This window comes from Paeniglutamicibacter sp. ORCA_105 (genome assembly GCF_045798545.1).
GTDB lineage: Bacteria > Actinomycetota > Actinomycetes > Actinomycetales > Micrococcaceae > Paeniglutamicibacter > Paeniglutamicibacter sulfureus.
Genome location: NZ_JBIXLM010000001.1, coordinates 61,060 through 74,533, shown reverse-complemented (window position 1 = coordinate 74,533; position 13,474 = coordinate 61,060). Strand labels below are relative to the sequence as shown.

14 protein-coding genes are annotated in these 13,474 nt (G+C 62.5%); 9 read left to right on the top strand and 5 right to left on the bottom strand.

What is annotated here, in order from left to right; all coding sequences use genetic code 11:
- Positions 1-9: 9 nt before the first annotated feature.
- Entirely contained in the window at positions 10-249 is a 240-nt protein-coding gene (locus ACIPUB_RS00345) for a hypothetical protein (protein WP_407605611.1), read from the top strand.
- Positions 250-454: 205 nt separating this feature from the next.
- On the top strand, positions 455-904 hold the full coding sequence (locus ACIPUB_RS00340; protein WP_407605610.1) for a hypothetical protein: 450 nt from the start codon (positions 455-457) through the stop codon (positions 902-904).
- A gap of 467 nt (positions 905-1,371) precedes the next feature.
- Here the strand turns inward: ACIPUB_RS00340 and ACIPUB_RS00335 are convergent, their stop codons facing one another.
- On the bottom strand, positions 1,372-1,632 hold the full coding sequence (locus tag ACIPUB_RS00335) for a type II toxin-antitoxin system RelE family toxin (RefSeq protein ID WP_407605609.1): 261 nt from the start codon (positions 1,630-1,632) through the stop codon (positions 1,372-1,374).
- Complete coding sequence (locus ACIPUB_RS00330) at positions 1,629-1,892, bottom strand: type II toxin-antitoxin system Phd/YefM family antitoxin (RefSeq protein ID WP_068734563.1); 264 nt, start codon at positions 1,890-1,892, stop codon at positions 1,629-1,631. The genes ACIPUB_RS00335 and ACIPUB_RS00330 overlap by 4 nt, the downstream gene beginning before the upstream one ends.
- 770 nt (positions 1,893-2,662) lie before the next feature.
- On the opposite strand from ACIPUB_RS00330, the gene ACIPUB_RS00325 reads away from it, so the two are divergent.
- Entirely contained in the window at positions 2,663-3,088 is a 426-nt protein-coding gene (locus ACIPUB_RS00325) for a GNAT family N-acetyltransferase (protein ID WP_407605608.1), read from the top strand.
- Between the two features lie 293 nt (positions 3,089-3,381).
- Positions 3,382-3,750, top strand: a complete 369-nt coding sequence (locus ACIPUB_RS00320; protein ID WP_407605607.1) for a hypothetical protein — start codon at positions 3,382-3,384, stop codon at positions 3,748-3,750.
- 64 nt (positions 3,751-3,814) lie between these two features.
- Here ACIPUB_RS00320 and ACIPUB_RS00315 read toward each other — a convergent pair whose 3' ends face one another.
- Positions 3,815-4,423, bottom strand: coding sequence for a tetratricopeptide repeat protein (locus tag ACIPUB_RS00315; protein WP_407605606.1), 609 nt, complete (start codon positions 4,421-4,423; stop codon positions 3,815-3,817).
- 264 nt (positions 4,424-4,687) lie between these two features.
- Here ACIPUB_RS00315 and ACIPUB_RS00310 point away from each other — a divergent pair, with 264 nt between their 5' ends.
- Both ACIPUB_RS00310 and ACIPUB_RS00305 read left to right on the top strand, forming a co-directional pair.
- Positions 4,688-5,128 (top strand): SRPBCC domain-containing protein, encoded by a 441-nt coding sequence (locus ACIPUB_RS00310; protein ID WP_407605605.1) that lies wholly within the window; start codon positions 4,688-4,690, stop codon positions 5,126-5,128.
- A gap of 732 nt (positions 5,129-5,860) precedes the next feature.
- Positions 5,861-6,082, top strand: coding sequence for a helix-turn-helix domain-containing protein (locus ACIPUB_RS00305; protein ID WP_407605604.1), 222 nt, complete (start codon positions 5,861-5,863; stop codon positions 6,080-6,082).
- Between the two features lie 173 nt (positions 6,083-6,255).
- Here the strand turns inward: ACIPUB_RS00305 and ACIPUB_RS00300 are convergent, their stop codons facing one another.
- Both ACIPUB_RS00300 and ACIPUB_RS00295 read right to left on the bottom strand, forming a co-directional pair.
- Positions 6,256-6,777: a PGPGW domain-containing protein gene (locus ACIPUB_RS00300; RefSeq protein WP_407605603.1), complete on the bottom strand. Its 522-nt coding sequence runs from the start codon at positions 6,775-6,777 to the stop codon at positions 6,256-6,258.
- A gap of 613 nt (positions 6,778-7,390) precedes the next feature.
- Positions 7,391-8,614 (bottom strand): FAD-dependent monooxygenase, encoded by a 1,224-nt coding sequence (locus ACIPUB_RS00295; RefSeq protein WP_407605602.1) that lies wholly within the window; start codon positions 8,612-8,614, stop codon positions 7,391-7,393.
- A gap of 163 nt (positions 8,615-8,777) precedes the next feature.
- Here ACIPUB_RS00295 and ACIPUB_RS00290 point away from each other — a divergent pair, with 163 nt between their 5' ends.
- The 3 genes from ACIPUB_RS00290 to ACIPUB_RS00280 all read left to right on the top strand — a co-directional run bounded on the left by ACIPUB_RS00290 (position 8,778) and on the right by ACIPUB_RS00280 (position 13,465).
- Complete coding sequence (locus ACIPUB_RS00290; protein ID WP_407605601.1) at positions 8,778-9,956, top strand: PucR family transcriptional regulator; 1,179 nt, start codon at positions 8,778-8,780, stop codon at positions 9,954-9,956.
- Positions 9,957-10,103: 147 nt separating this feature from the next.
- On the top strand, positions 10,104-10,445 hold the full coding sequence (locus tag ACIPUB_RS00285; protein ID WP_407605600.1) for a TM2 domain-containing protein: 342 nt from the start codon (positions 10,104-10,106) through the stop codon (positions 10,443-10,445).
- A 119-nt stretch (positions 10,446-10,564) separates the two neighbouring features.
- Positions 10,565-13,465: a DNA translocase FtsK 4TM domain-containing protein gene (locus tag ACIPUB_RS00280; protein WP_407605599.1), complete on the top strand. Its 2,901-nt coding sequence runs from the start codon at positions 10,565-10,567 to the stop codon at positions 13,463-13,465.
- Positions 13,466-13,474 lie beyond the last annotated feature (9 nt).

Below are 13,474 nucleotides of genomic sequence, written 5' to 3'. Positions count from 1 at the left end.
AACGTGTGGATGGATGCTTTCATCCCCGAATTGAACGTGCAGACCAGCGTCCTTGACGAAGACGACGTGGAGCAGGAGAAGGAAGATGAGCTTCGAGAGCTCTGCCTTATCATGCGTGCCTATCTTCGGGGCGAAGGGCGTATCGAACAACGTCGACGGCTATTCCGCCGGGGCACTGTCCCGGTTCTGAACGTCGAGGTGGACGGCCGCGAGTGGCGTCTTGGTCGGAACCATTGGTCGGTGCGCTAGGGAATGGCTATTCCGGTGCCCCGCAAAACGAACCTCTACCGGTCGTCGCCCAGCGGATGAACTACAGATAAGGCATCATCACCGCGTGCCGCCATGGGCTCTCGGCCTGCCTGCCCCTCATCTCGGTGTTTCGCATTGGTTTGTGAGTTCACCCCAGTAGGCTCGGCTATGACGCGAATTTCACGACGGACACCGGGAGCAGCTGATGAGTCTCACACGAGCCAATAATGGAGAATCCGTCTGGAAGTCCAGTGCACGGGTGGACGACGACAGACCCCTGGTGAGTCTCGGCATGGCGGCGGGTCTCACCCTTCTGATTTCCGCTGCGATTCTGCTGGCAGGATACGTCGTGCATGCGCTGTTTTTGGCGGTTGTTGTCTTCACCTTTTTCCTGGTCGCCTTCGTTTCGGCGCCATTGTTTGCACGGCTACGTATCATTTGGCCGACCCGCGCTGCCGTCCTTGGTGCATTGCTTGCCTGGGCGGTTTCGGGTCCGCTTGGAGCACTCGTCAACGGTGCAGGCAGTGCCATCTGGGGACTGGACGAACCGCTCGAGGTACTTCCCGTCACGTGGTTGTGGGCCTTAGTTCCGTTGGTTGTCGTTCTCGTTGTGGCAGGGGTGCGTCAAGGCCTCGCAAATCACGATCGTCGTTGACCTCTGGGGAGCGATGGAAGAAGCGTATGAGGGTGGGGAGGACTCCGTTCCGCCCGCCATTAATCGCATATTCCGACGGCACCACCGGACTTTGGGGGATCTTGGCCCGCGATCAATCGTGATCTTCAATCTTCGAATATCGAGCTCAGAAGGGCTCCGTATAAAAACCCGTGAGAGCACTTCGTGACCTCTTGAAAAGTCGCATCGTCCCGATAGGGGTGTGTCCGGTTATGCGTTCGGCAGCGTTCCGTTAGGGGGTCGGGGAACGGACAGCGAATATTGGGGAGCGAAGTTGTCCCACAACCGACCTTCTGTGGGACTGTCGATTGCGATTTGGGGAACATCAAGACGGAGGTCCTCAGGATTAAGGACGCGATCCATCCTGCCGGGGGTGGTTTATCCGATGCCGTGCGTTGAGAATTGCCGAAACTGAGGACTTCAAAGTGTTCATCACGCTAGGCGGATGGCTATTTGTAGACCTCGCGGCGGTGCGCCACTCGGACCACGGTCACGACGAGAATATTGTCGATAACGTCATAGAGTACCCGGTAGTCACCCACGCGAATCCGCCAGGCATTAGTTTCACCGGCCAGTTTCTTGCACCCGGCAGGGCGGGGGTCCCGCTCAAGCTCGGCAATGCCAGACAGAATGCGCCGTCGGATACCCGGGTCAAGCTTTCTGAGTTCTTTGGCGGCCGCGGTTGTAAATTCAACGCGGTAAGAACTCACGCGTCTAGCTCAGCACGCAGTTCGTTCAGGCTGATACGCCCGCCGTCATCAACGGACTTGGCTGCTCGGTATTCGGCAACGTCCCGGAGCATTTCCAGTTGCTCCAGCAGCTCAAAATCCTCGGGTCCAATGAGTACAGCTGCTGGCTTGCCATTCTTAGTGATCTGCACTCGCTCATGTCCATAGCTGGCGCGGCCCACGGCATCGGCGAGACCATCGCGAAGTGCTCGAATCGTGACGGATGAGGTGATCGAGTTCATGCAATCATAGTAGCACTTGTGTACACATTTTACAGAGTAGGCTTTTCGTAGAAAATGGCCACCATCGCGAGGTGCTGGCATTTCGCAAGGGGAACCTTTACCGAACAGGAGTTCGTCGGCCGCGTTCCACGCTCCGCACGTATCAGCCTGCAGCGGCCAAGCCGGCGCCCCCAACTGCGGCAGCCACAACAAAGAACCATGGCTTGGGCTCAATGGCACGACGTTGGAAAAGGAACAATAAGCATCGTGTGCTGAGGGCAACAACCGCGGCAGCTAAGAGAAGTGACAGCCAACCACTGGCATTCCCAGCCCCTACCGCCACTGCAAAAGCACCAATGGCAGCCGCTGCCAGCAAACCTAATGCTGTGGGATCCATCGGTGAGAGTTCCGCCGGTCGTTCCGTTCCGAGGTTCCGAAACCGTTTCCAGTCCCAAACCCAGACTATTCCGCCGACCGCTATCGTCATGGCGCTGATGGCGTACAGGACGCTTCCCGATATCTGCATCATCTTAGGCTAGCTGGCTGGCTGCGCACACGTTGCCGGCCGGGTGCCGGTACCTAACCACGCCCACCACCGCATAAACGGCTATAAAGGAGTGCCCAATAACAACGTGCGGCATTCGCTACGGTGCCTGCACTGGAAGTATCCGCAGGGGGAACGCTCTGCGGGACAGCTATCGGCTTGGGTCACGTGAGTAGGAACTGAAAATGGACAAGGTCAATAGTGGCTTCCGTGCCCGGCAGATGATTCTTCGTGCCAGACTGGCCCAATGCCACCATTCACGTTGTCTACATTCGCAGCCATCGCCGATGCCGAGGTCCTTTCGCTCTACAACTCGGTTGGCTGGACGGCCTACACCAACAGTCCGGATGTGCTCTTCCAAGCGATCAAAAGTTCTTCTTTTGTCGTATCCGCCTGGAATGAAGGCGGCAAACTAGTCGGACTTGCCCGGACGATTTCCGACGATGCAACGATCTGCTATCTCCAAGACATTCTGGTTCATCCGGACCTTCAAGGAACAGGCATAGGGCGTGCCCTCTTCGAACGGATCAAAGAGAGATACCACCACGTACGCCAGACGGTGCTCATCACGGATGACGAGCCGCAGCAGCGTGCTTTCTACCAGTCCATGGGACTTACCGAGGGATCTGACTTCAGCAGCGGACCGGTGCGTGTCTTCGCTGCATTTCGGTAGCGCCGGACCAACGCCGGGTGGACCCAACACTGCATCATCCGCTATCCGAGGTGGGAGCGGAGATGTGCGACCGGACCGATTAGGGAACCTTCACCGGACATTTCGTTGGACGGCCATCCCCACCGATAACGGGACTCGAAGGATCTTCTTCTAAGACGGTCCTGCGGGGTGGGTAGACTCTCCTTCAACTGATCCAGGATGGCTTGTTGCAGGCTGCGGTGATCGAAGTGACCAGGCAAAGGGGAACACGAATGAGAAGGCCTATCTATCTCCCCAGGAATCGGTGAGATTCCATGACTGATCCGCTGAACGACATCGAACTTGAAATCATAGAAAACGGTGAAGACGACTGGGTCCTGTTCCTCCACATCATGGGGATTATCAACGAAGCCAAGGGCAGTGTTCTGACCGAGGACGAGGCCATTGCAGAGGCCACAGGATCTGTCTTGGCCCTGTGCGCCAAGGGGTATGCCCAGCTCGGGAGATACACCGGACCTACAAGCTTTGTGCCGTGGCCCGAGACCGGAGATGCGCTCCGGACTCGGCTGGAGCGCGAGCTGAAGAATCCGCCTCCCGGGGAAGGCCACGAGGGCAATCTGATGTACATCATGCTCGATATCTTGCCTGACGGGCAGTATGCCAAAGACGAGCAGTCGCAGTAAGCCAACCTTGGCCGGGGAGATCTTAGAATTAGTTTGGCCCCTGATGACGCAAGAATGATTTCCTTTAGGAAGTCGCGCCGTTTTTAGCGATGCATGCTTTTGTCGTTGAGATGGCTTGTAGCGTTGACTCGATTTGGTCCTCGGGGCTCTTCATTTCTTGACGTAGGTTCAAAGCGCTCTGAAAACTTTCGAGTGCTTCCTCGAACCGGCCTTGATCAAAGTACATCTTTCCGAGGTGTTGCCGTGCGAAGGCCACCAAAGTCAACGCGATGCTTTGAGACTTATCGGGATCTGAGACTGCGGACTCTGCGGTTCCTAGTGCTGCTGAGAATAATTGAATGGCGTGACTGTACCTTTGTTGCCAGTGCAGAACATGAGCCAGACGTAAGGCCGCCGTCACCGCGTTGTATGGAAGCGGATCGGTGATTTGTCGAGTGTCGCTCGCACCGCCGGACTTGACCAGCATGTACCAACTCAGATCTTCCGCTTCTTGTAACCTTCCGAGAATTCGAAGCCAAGAGATTCGTTCGGCGTCGCCTGATTCGCCAAGGTCTTCAAGCTCCACAATTCGAGCTTCGACTACCGCTTTGTTAGTGACGACTTCACGGAGTGTGATGGGATCTATGGTGTAGCGAGCTTGTTGTAAACTCTCACCCACTGATTTTGTCGGCATGATCAAAATCCTATCCGTAGACGGTAAGAGCCAGTTGATTGTTCCGGTCCGAAGACGTCCGATAGCCGAACGGCTAGCGGGACAGTTTTACTGCACAGAACATTCTTGACGCACTTAATTTATCGGCTGCAACTCGGGGGGTTGCTGCCGGCGAAACTTATTGACCAGTAAGAGGCTGGGTCTGGACCCCGGAAGGTTGCGTGTAGACGAACCGGCTCTGGAGGCGGTCTTGAGCCGCCAGGGTGCCTCGGTCTACAATCGCGCATGGAAAATCTTCGATTCAGCGTCGATGTCGACGCTCCCGCGCAGCACGTCTGGAACGTCATGCTCGACCTCGACACCTACCGCGAATGGACAGGCGCCTTCAATGAGGGATCGACCTACGAGGGCGGCTGGAACGAGGGCGAGGAGATCCGTTTCCTCGGTCCGAACGACGACGGCACAGCAAGCGGTCTCCTCGGCACCATCGTCGAGAACCGACCCCACGAGTTCGTCTCGATCCTCTATCTCGGCGAAATCGAGAACGACGTCGAGAACCGTGAAGGACCCGCCGTCGGGCTGCACGAGAGCTACTCGTTCAGCGAGACCGACGGTGTGACGACTCTCGTCGTCGAGCTCGAGGTGCCCGACGAGTGGGCCGACGACATGCGCGGCATGTGGCCGGAGGCGATCACCACGATCAAACAGATGGCAGAGCGAGCCTAAGTAGCGGAGCGCCAGGGATGTCTGTGACTGTTGGAGCCGCTGGGCCAAGATCCGCGAAGCTGTGTTTGGATGAACTATGAAATTTTCCAGAAAGACCATGTACGCGACATGGGGACCCCTGCTGACTCTCGCAGGAGTAGTAGGTGGTTTCGTGATGTTTTTACAACCATGGAGGAGCTGCCCTGAGATTGATGACAGTTCTGCGGGCTGCCCAGCAACATCAGGTGATACGGCCCTATTTGGCCTTGCCATTGCTGTGCTGCTCGCGGGGATAGCGTTCTTGATCATGTCCCGAACGCCAGAGCGGATTCCACTCGACGCTGCCGGCCCCTTTGGAAAACTCAACTAGCGTCTGATTCCGAGCCGCCTCAGCGATGGGGTGGCGCTCTTCATCTACCTTTACTGTCCCGCAAGCCGTTCCGCTTGCGGACCGACCCGACGTTGAAATTCATGTGTCCAGACAGCAAGAATCCGGCCACCGGTCATCGACCGACTTAGCTGGACCAGCCCGCCCGTCGGGCCGGAAAACGAGCCCCGGAACGAAAAGCCGACAGGCGTCCCAAATTTCGGTTCCATGTGGTCGGAAGTCTTCACCCGCACCCGTGAAGATGTGATCCATGGCACAAGGCACGGTTTGCCTCTACGATGGAGATAACGTTGCACCAGTGGTTGAAGCTGCGCGTGAAATCCGCTGGTCCGCCTGAGAATGACGGACACATTGATGGGGATAACATGGTTGACCTGAAAAGCTTCGAGGACGCCCACTATCTGACGGTCGCAGAGGTCGCCCTGGCGATGCGCGTCTCAAAGATGACCGTCTACCGGCTGGTGCACGCAAAGGAACTGCCGGCGGTGAGCTTCGGCAAGTCCTACCGGGTTCCCGCACAGGCTGTGAAGGAGTACCTGATCGCCGAACGGCACGCGGCGGCGTCGCACCTTCCCACATCGACCTAGCCGAGATGGCGCTGCATCTAGGCGGACTCAGTGGTCCGATAAGGCCGGTGATAGTGGTTCTACCGCGGCGCTGGTACGTTCGGAAAACGGGTCGGATCGAGAATCCCCGGCAAAAAACTTGCGCGCACGTAGCAACCCGCTTTTCGGGACACTACTTCAGATCACCAAGCGTGCTAACGAGGCGGAACCGTGGCGAGGGGCTTGGCTGCGGACGCCAGAGGCGCATTGCCTGGGGTCGCCATGGGATGTCCACGGAATCGACGAAAACTGTAGACGATCATTCCCCAGGTGAAACCGCCCGAGGCGATGAGCGTGATGCCGGTTCCCCACCCGCCAAGCAACCACCAGCGAGCTTCCACCGGCCACCACCCTGGCGCCGGGCTGCCCACACCCCAAACAATTCCGATTCCCACCAAGACCAGCCCGCCCAGCATGCTGGAGATAATCCGTGGCCACGTCTGCACGCCCTTGGAAGCGAGCAGAAAGGCCCTGGCCCTCACCGGACGGAGCAGACGCTTGGCCCACGCATACCGCAGTGACAGGAGCGCGAGACCGCCCACTAAGCACAACAGGCCAGGGCCCGGAAGGACAAGGGCCGCCACCCCCGCGACGATCAGCAACCAGCCGGCCGCTTCGATGGCTCTGCGCTTCACCCACGGCGGAAAGAACTTTCGCGGTTCACCAGCATCAGTCATTGTGCTTCCCATCCGTTGGCCCAAGATCCCAAGCACCCAAGACATTGTTCACGACTCACGCCAGCCATTTGCCAACCTGGGGCAAGTCGGTCCCCTTCACCCAGTATGGGCACGAACAATCCACCGCGTCCACTCGTCCAAGGCCCCAGAGAACCATTAGTAGCTCGTCGTGAGGGCATTGTTGCATCCTTGAATCGCGGCTTCTCATCTGTGGCAAGGACAGTTATCCCGGGGAAGCTCGTGCGATCGAAACATCCTGGCACCTAGAAGTGGTTCCCAGACTTGCCACTGGCAAACACCGGGAGGGCCCGCGTGTCGTCCCATTAGGGGTTTGTCCGGATTGGCATCCCGGACCGTTCCGTAAGGGGGTGGGCTACCGGAACGCACCAGGGCCTGACCTGAATGTTCGAAGTTTCTCGGATTCACAGGAAAGTCACGTGTTCCGTAAGACCTGTCCGGTGAAACGTCCGGTGACGGGACGCGAAACGGAACACCAGCACGCGCCCGATTTACCCTCGGGGAAGCGGGGCAAGCGCTGCCGAGCACAGACGCGTCTGGTCGATCACGGCTTCCCGCTGCCGATGCGTATGGTGCCACACCGCGCGGGAACCCGCTAGGCCGAGGCGGGCTGAAGGGAACGTGCTGCCTGGAATTCATGGATCCAGCCCAAGTGGCGTTCCCACGCATCTGGTGCTGCGAGCCGGGCGTTCCGCGCATCGGCGCGTTCCCCGTCAGGCAGGTGCAGGACGTCGGCGGTCGTCGCCGAGGCGATCTGCACCTTGCGGGTGCGCTCGATCCGCACGTCCTGGTAGCGCTGGCGTGCCGCGTCCCAGCCGGAGCCGTCTTCCAGTGACTGGATGAGGCAGTCCGCCAAAACGATGGCGTCCTCGATGGACTGGTTCGCGCCCTGCCCGTGGTGGGGTACCAGGGCGTGGGCGGCATCTCCCACGAGGGTCACCCGCCCGCGGCTCCACTGGTGCAGCGGCGGACGCTGGAACAGTGCCCAGCGGTCTCCGGTCGGCGCGGCGCCGATCATCTGCTGCACCGCCGGATGCCAGCCCTCGAAGGCCTTCAGATGGGCTCCCTCTTCATCTGCGGTGGCCCAGGCAGGGCCCTCCCACGGCCCGTCGTGCCGGCGGACCAACAGGTAGTTCTGCTCTCCGCTGCCGATCGGGTAGTGCAGCAGGTGGCCGCCGGGGCCCATCCAGAACTGGATGGCCTCGGGATCCGGCAGGTCCGCCAGGGCCTCGGGGGAGACGATCCCGCGCCAGCCGGAACAGCCGGAGAACTGGGCGTCGTCGTATCCGACGACGTGGCGGCGCAGCGTCGAGCGGGCGCCGTCCGCGCCGATCACGAGGTCGGCCTCGACGACGTCGCCGTCGGTGAAGTGCAGGCGCACGGCGTCGGCGGTTTCCTCGATCCGCTCGCAGGCCTTGGATAGGTGTAGGCCTTCACCGCCCAGGCGGTCCACCAGCAGCTTCTGCAGGTCCGCCCGGTGGATGCCGTAGTACGGTGCGCCGCACGTGGCTTGGTATTCCTCGCGTGAGGAAACCCTGCCGATGACCCGGCCGTCGCGGCCGTCGCGGAACACCAGGCCGTCCACGCTGGCAGCCGCTGTGGCCAGGCCGGCGCCGATGCCGGTTCGCTCAATCAGGTAGCGGGTCGCATTGGCGGAGAGGGCAACGGCCGCGCCCACCTCCCGCAACTCCGCCACCCGGTCGAAGACCAGTGGTTCCAGGCCGCGGCGGCGCAGTTCGATGGCGAGGGTCAGCCCGCTGATGCCGGCTCCGATGATGGCAATGCGGCGCCCGCGTGGCTGGTTGATGGTGGTGTGCATGGAAAAATCCTTCAGGTGGAAACGGTGCTTGTGCGTCCCGTCCACCCTACGTAGGGGGTGACGCCGACCACATCGGCATGCGGTTGGAGTTCGGGTTCGGCATTTGCGACACAGTGTCGCAATTGATTGGTTTTGGCCGCAGTCTGCGGCCTACCATGGGCGGATGAACCGCATGCCGGAACTCCACGACGCCATCCAGGACCTCTCCGAGGCAATGGGCCGGCGACTGGTCGTGCTGGATCGCACCATGCGGGTCATCGCCTATTCAATCCACGAGTCCGCCCAGGACCGCCTGAGCCTCTCCCGCATCCTGGCCCACAGCGATTCGTGGGAGGCGCCGGCCACAACGAACCAGGGGAGCGCTGTCCACGACCTGGAAGGCATCGGGTCCGTCGTGATGCACCGGCTGCTGGGCGCCGACCGGCACATTGTCGGGCACCTGCTGCTGACTCCTGCCGAGGGCACTGGTGCCGGCCCTTTGGCGGACGTCGTCGCCGGGCACTCGCTCGATCGCATCAGCCGGCTTCTGGAGTTGCGGGACGCCGGTCTTCGGGCACTGCTGGACCGCTCGGGTTCACTGGCCCTGGACCTGGTCTCCCACGAGGACGAACGGCGCGAGAGCGCGGCGGCAACCCTGCTCGGCGAGGGGATCTTCGGGGCCTCCGAGCACTATTGCGCGGTCGCGGTCGGGCCCGGGACAGTGGATGCCGACGCGGCTGCCAAGGGCCGGGTGGAACAGGCCGTCGCGCAGACCATCCGCTTCGTCAACGACACCTCGACGGCCAGCGTGATTGGCGGCGTTGTCGAGGACGGCCACGGTGTGCTGATTTTTCCCCGCCCGGTGGTTGCCCCTCGCCTGGCACGCATTCTCACCCGTCCCCAACTCGCCCCGGCCCGGGCGGGCATCGGTCCGTTGGCGCCCCTGGACGGACTGCATTTGTCCTATCGGCGGGCGGGCTGGGCCCTTCGTGCCACCAGCCTGGCGCCGGCCGACCACCCGGTGGCGGTGCACTGGGCCGACACCGGTGCCGACGGCATACTGGCCACCTTGCCGTTGGACGGCCTTGGGGTGGCGGACCTGCCCTCCCCGGTGCGGCGCATCCTGCAGGAGCGCAAGACCCGGCACTGGGCGAAAACGCTGGAGGCCTTCCTCGAGAACGCGGGAGATATCCAGGCCACCGCACAGGTGCTCAACGTGCACCGCTCCACCATCTACTACCGGCTGGAGAGACTCACCGAAGTCGCCGGCGTTGACCTGCGGCTGGGCACCGTCCAGCGCGACCTGCACCTCGGCCTCAGGCTTGCCCGGCTGGCAGGGTTCCTCGAACAACCAGCCGGTTAGGAGCCATGACGGGTCACGGGAACCGGCATGGTCCATGTCAGGTAGCCATCGAGCCAGGGGAACCGTCCCCGGGCTCGGGTAGATTGGGAGGTTCCACACCACGCCCACCTCGCGTCCTGGACGCGCTGGCACCTTCAGGGGGACCCCATGACCGAGGAAAACATCACACCGGGTACAACACCGCCGCAGCATTCCGGGCAGCCGGTCCACATCACCAACCATGTCGTCATCGTCCAACAGAAGAGCATGGCGGTGGCCTACTTGCTCTGGTTCTTCCTGGGACAACTGGGCATCCACAAGTTCTACCTGAACAAGACCGGCATGGGCATCACCTACCTGCTGTTGGGCATCGTCGGCTGGGCCACCACCGTCTTGTTCATCGGCTGGGCGATCCTGGCGGTCCTTTGGATCATGCTGGTCATCGATTTGTTCACGATTCCCGGGGCCGTCGCCTCGGCCAACCATCGGACAGCCGCCATCCGTTACTGATCTGCTCCCGGTTTTCCTGCCTTTGCCCGCACTGGCTGTGATGATTCTCCACGGCACCGGTTACCCGACGGACCGTGTACATACGGGGTCCGGGCGCCCTTGGGCGATACCCTAGAGCCATGGCCCCACGTACCTCTTCGCAAGGCGAGGGGAAAACGACCACGCGCAAACCGCGTGCGTCGAGCTCCTCTGCCAAGACGACCAGAAGCTCCAAGAGCACACCCGCACCGGTCGAACACGACTTCCCGCTGCCGGTGCGCATGGTGCGCTCCTTCTGGATGGGCATCGCGCGCGTCACCGGCGGCGCCTTCCGCAAGATCGGCCGCGACGTGCACCCGCCCTACGAGGTGCGCCGCGACGGCACCGGCCTTTTCCTGGTGATCATCGCCATCGTCGTTGCCTCGGTGGAGTGGTGGGGGCTGCGCGGGGTCGGCGGCTACGGCGGGTTCGTGCATGCGGTGGCCGGCGGAACCTTCGGGTTCATGGCAGTGCTCATGCCCCCGATCCTGCTCATCGGGGCCATCAGGCTCTTCCGCTGGCCCGAGGAACACCGCGCCAACAACCGCGTGGGCATCGGCCTGGCCCTGCTGTCGCTGGCCGGATCCGGAATCTCCCACGTTGTCGGGGGACTGCCCCCGGTCTCCGCGCCCTTCGACGAGCTCTGGACGGCCGGCGGCATGCTCGGCGCCCTGGTTTCGGTCCCGCTGGCGGGGCTCATTTCCGGTCCCGGCGCCATGGCCGTGATGATCGCGCTCGGGCTGCTGAGCCTGATGATCCTCACCGCCACCCCCTTCAGGCACATCCCTGCGCGCTTCCGCGAGGGCTACGAAAAGCTCATGGGCCAGCACCCCGAATCCGCCCACCGCGCAGGCCACACGGAACTGACGGGCGACGAGCACGACCAGTCCTACCTCTACGACGAGCAGCAGGAGAAGAAGCCGCGCAAGAAGATGCGGCTCTTCGGCAAGGACAAGGACGCCGAGGCGATTGCCGCCGAAGACCTGCTGGGCAACTCCGGCGAGGGCGCCTACGACCAGGCGGTGATCACCGACGCCTACGACCACACCACTGCACCCGGGTCCAACCCGGTGGACCTCTACGACGAGGCGGTTGACGCGGCCCACGAGGAACCCGCCATCCGCCCGGGCGTGCGCCGCCCCACCAAGGACGAACGCGAGCGTGCAGCCATCATGGACGCCGTCGGACTGGGCAGGGAACCCGAGGCCGACACCCAGGCCATGAGCGCCATCGACCTCACCTCCTACGACACCGAGGACACCGCCACCTCCGCGATTCCGCAGGTCCCCTCGCGGCCCTCCGCGGCCCCGCTGCCGCCGATCCCTGCACGCACCGAACAGCTCCAGCTCTCCGGGGACGTGGCCTACACGCTGCCGTCCTCCGACTTCCTGCCCGCCGGCCCGCCGTCCAAGGAACGCTCCGAGGCCAACGACGCGGTGGTCGCGGCGCTGACCAACACCCTGCAGCAGTTCAAGGTCGACGCGAAGGTCACCGGCTTCTCCCGCGGCCCCACGGTCACCCGCTACGAGATCGAGCTGGCCCCGGGCACCAAGGTGGAGAAGGTCACCGCCCTGTCCAAGAACATCTCCTACGCCGTGGCCTCCTCGGACGTACGCATCCTCTCACCGATCCCGGGCAAGTCCGCGATCGGCATCGAGATCCCCAATGCCGACAAGGAAATCGTCGTGCTGGGCGACGTGTTGCGCAGCCACAACGCCCGCAAGACCGAGCACCCCATGGTCATGGGCGTGGGCAAGGACGTCGAGGGCGGCTTCGTCGTGGCGAACCTCGCCAAGATGCCGCACCTGCTGGTGGCCGGTGCCACGGGAGCGGGCAAGTCCTCGTTCGTGAACTCGATGATCACCTCCATCCTGATGCGCGCCACCCCGGACGAGGTCCGCATGGTCATGGTCGACCCCAAGCGCGTGGAACTCACCGCCTATGAGGGCGTACCCCACCTGATCACCCCCATCATCACCAACCCGAAGAAGGCGGCCGAGGCGCTGCAGTGGGTGGTGAAGGAGATGGACACCCGCTACGACGACCTCGCGAACTTCGGCTTCAAGCACGTGGACGACTTCAACAAGGCGGTGCGCAACGGCAAGATCGTGGTGCCGGAGGGCTCCAAGCGCATCCTGAAGCCCTACCCGTACCTGCTGGTCATCGTCGATGAGCTCGCGGACCTGATGATGGTCGCCCCGCGCGACGTCGAGGACTCGATCGTGCGCATCACCCAGCTGGCCCGTGCCGCCGGTATCCACCTGGTGCTGGCCACCCAGCGCCCGTCGGTTGACGTCGTCACCGGCCTGATCAAGGCCAACGTGCCCTCGCGCATGGCGTTCGCGACCTCATCGGTCACCGACTCCCGCGTGGTCCTGGACCAGCCGGGCGCCGAGAAACTGCTGGGCCAGGGCGACGCGCTCTTCCTGCCGATGGGCACCTCCAAGCCCATGCGCGTGCAGGGTGCCTGGGTCACCGAGTCCGAGATCCACTCGGTCGTCGAGCACGTCAAGGGCCAACTGAAGGCCGAATACCGCAACGACGTCGCCGTCGAGGCGCCCAAGAAGCAGATCGACGACGACATCGGGGACGACCTGGAGCTGTTGCTGCAGGCCACCGAGTTGGTCGTCACCACGCAGTTCGGTTCCACCTCGATGCTGCAGCGCAAGCTGCGCGTGGGCTTCGCCAAGGCAGGCCGGCTCATGGACCTGCTGGAGTCCCGCGGCGTGGTCGGCCCCTCCGAGGGCTCCAAGGCCCGCGACGTGCTGGTCAAGCCCGACGACCTGCCCGAGGTGCTGGCCGCGATGCGCGGGGACGAGGGCTCCGCCCAGGACGTGATTCCCACCGCGACCGAGGCTGCGCTGGCGGAGAATGCCAACGCCAACCACTACGGCACGGACCTGGTCGCCGAGGACCTCGACGGCTTCGAACAGGCCGTTGACTACCACGACGGCGCTGACGACGAGGGCTCGGAAGACGCCTGGAACCTGACCGGACGGTAGCCTAGAAGA

Bases quoted from the DNA above. Each gene is read 5' to 3' on its own strand.
- ACIPUB_RS00345 (WP_407605611.1), top strand. From the start codon at position 10: ATGGATGCTTTCATCCCCGAATTGAACGTGCAGACCAGCGTCCTTGAC.
- ACIPUB_RS00340 (WP_407605610.1), top strand. From the start codon at position 455: ATGAGTCTCACACGAGCCAATAATGGAGAATCCGTCTGGAAGTCCAGT.
- ACIPUB_RS00330 (WP_068734563.1), bottom strand. From the start codon at position 1,892: ATGAACTCGATCACCTCATCCGTCACGATTCGAGCACTTCGCGATGGT.
- ACIPUB_RS00325 (WP_407605608.1), top strand. From the start codon at position 2,663: ATGCCACCATTCACGTTGTCTACATTCGCAGCCATCGCCGATGCCGAG.
- ACIPUB_RS00320 (WP_407605607.1), top strand. From the start codon at position 3,382: ATGACTGATCCGCTGAACGACATCGAACTTGAAATCATAGAAAACGGT.
- ACIPUB_RS00315 (WP_407605606.1), bottom strand. From the start codon at position 4,423: ATGCCGACAAAATCAGTGGGTGAGAGTTTACAACAAGCTCGCTACACC.
- ACIPUB_RS00310 (WP_407605605.1), top strand. From the start codon at position 4,688: ATGGAAAATCTTCGATTCAGCGTCGATGTCGACGCTCCCGCGCAGCAC.
- ACIPUB_RS00305 (WP_407605604.1), top strand. From the start codon at position 5,861: ATGGTTGACCTGAAAAGCTTCGAGGACGCCCACTATCTGACGGTCGCA.
- ACIPUB_RS00300 (WP_407605603.1), bottom strand. From the start codon at position 6,777: ATGACTGATGCTGGTGAACCGCGAAAGTTCTTTCCGCCGTGGGTGAAG.
- ACIPUB_RS00295 (WP_407605602.1), bottom strand. From the start codon at position 8,614: ATGCACACCACCATCAACCAGCCACGCGGGCGCCGCATTGCCATCATC.
- ACIPUB_RS00290 (WP_407605601.1), top strand. From the start codon at position 8,778: ATGAACCGCATGCCGGAACTCCACGACGCCATCCAGGACCTCTCCGAG.
- ACIPUB_RS00285 (WP_407605600.1), top strand. From the start codon at position 10,104: ATGACCGAGGAAAACATCACACCGGGTACAACACCGCCGCAGCATTCC.
- ACIPUB_RS00280 (WP_407605599.1), top strand. From the start codon at position 10,565: ATGGCCCCACGTACCTCTTCGCAAGGCGAGGGGAAAACGACCACGCGC.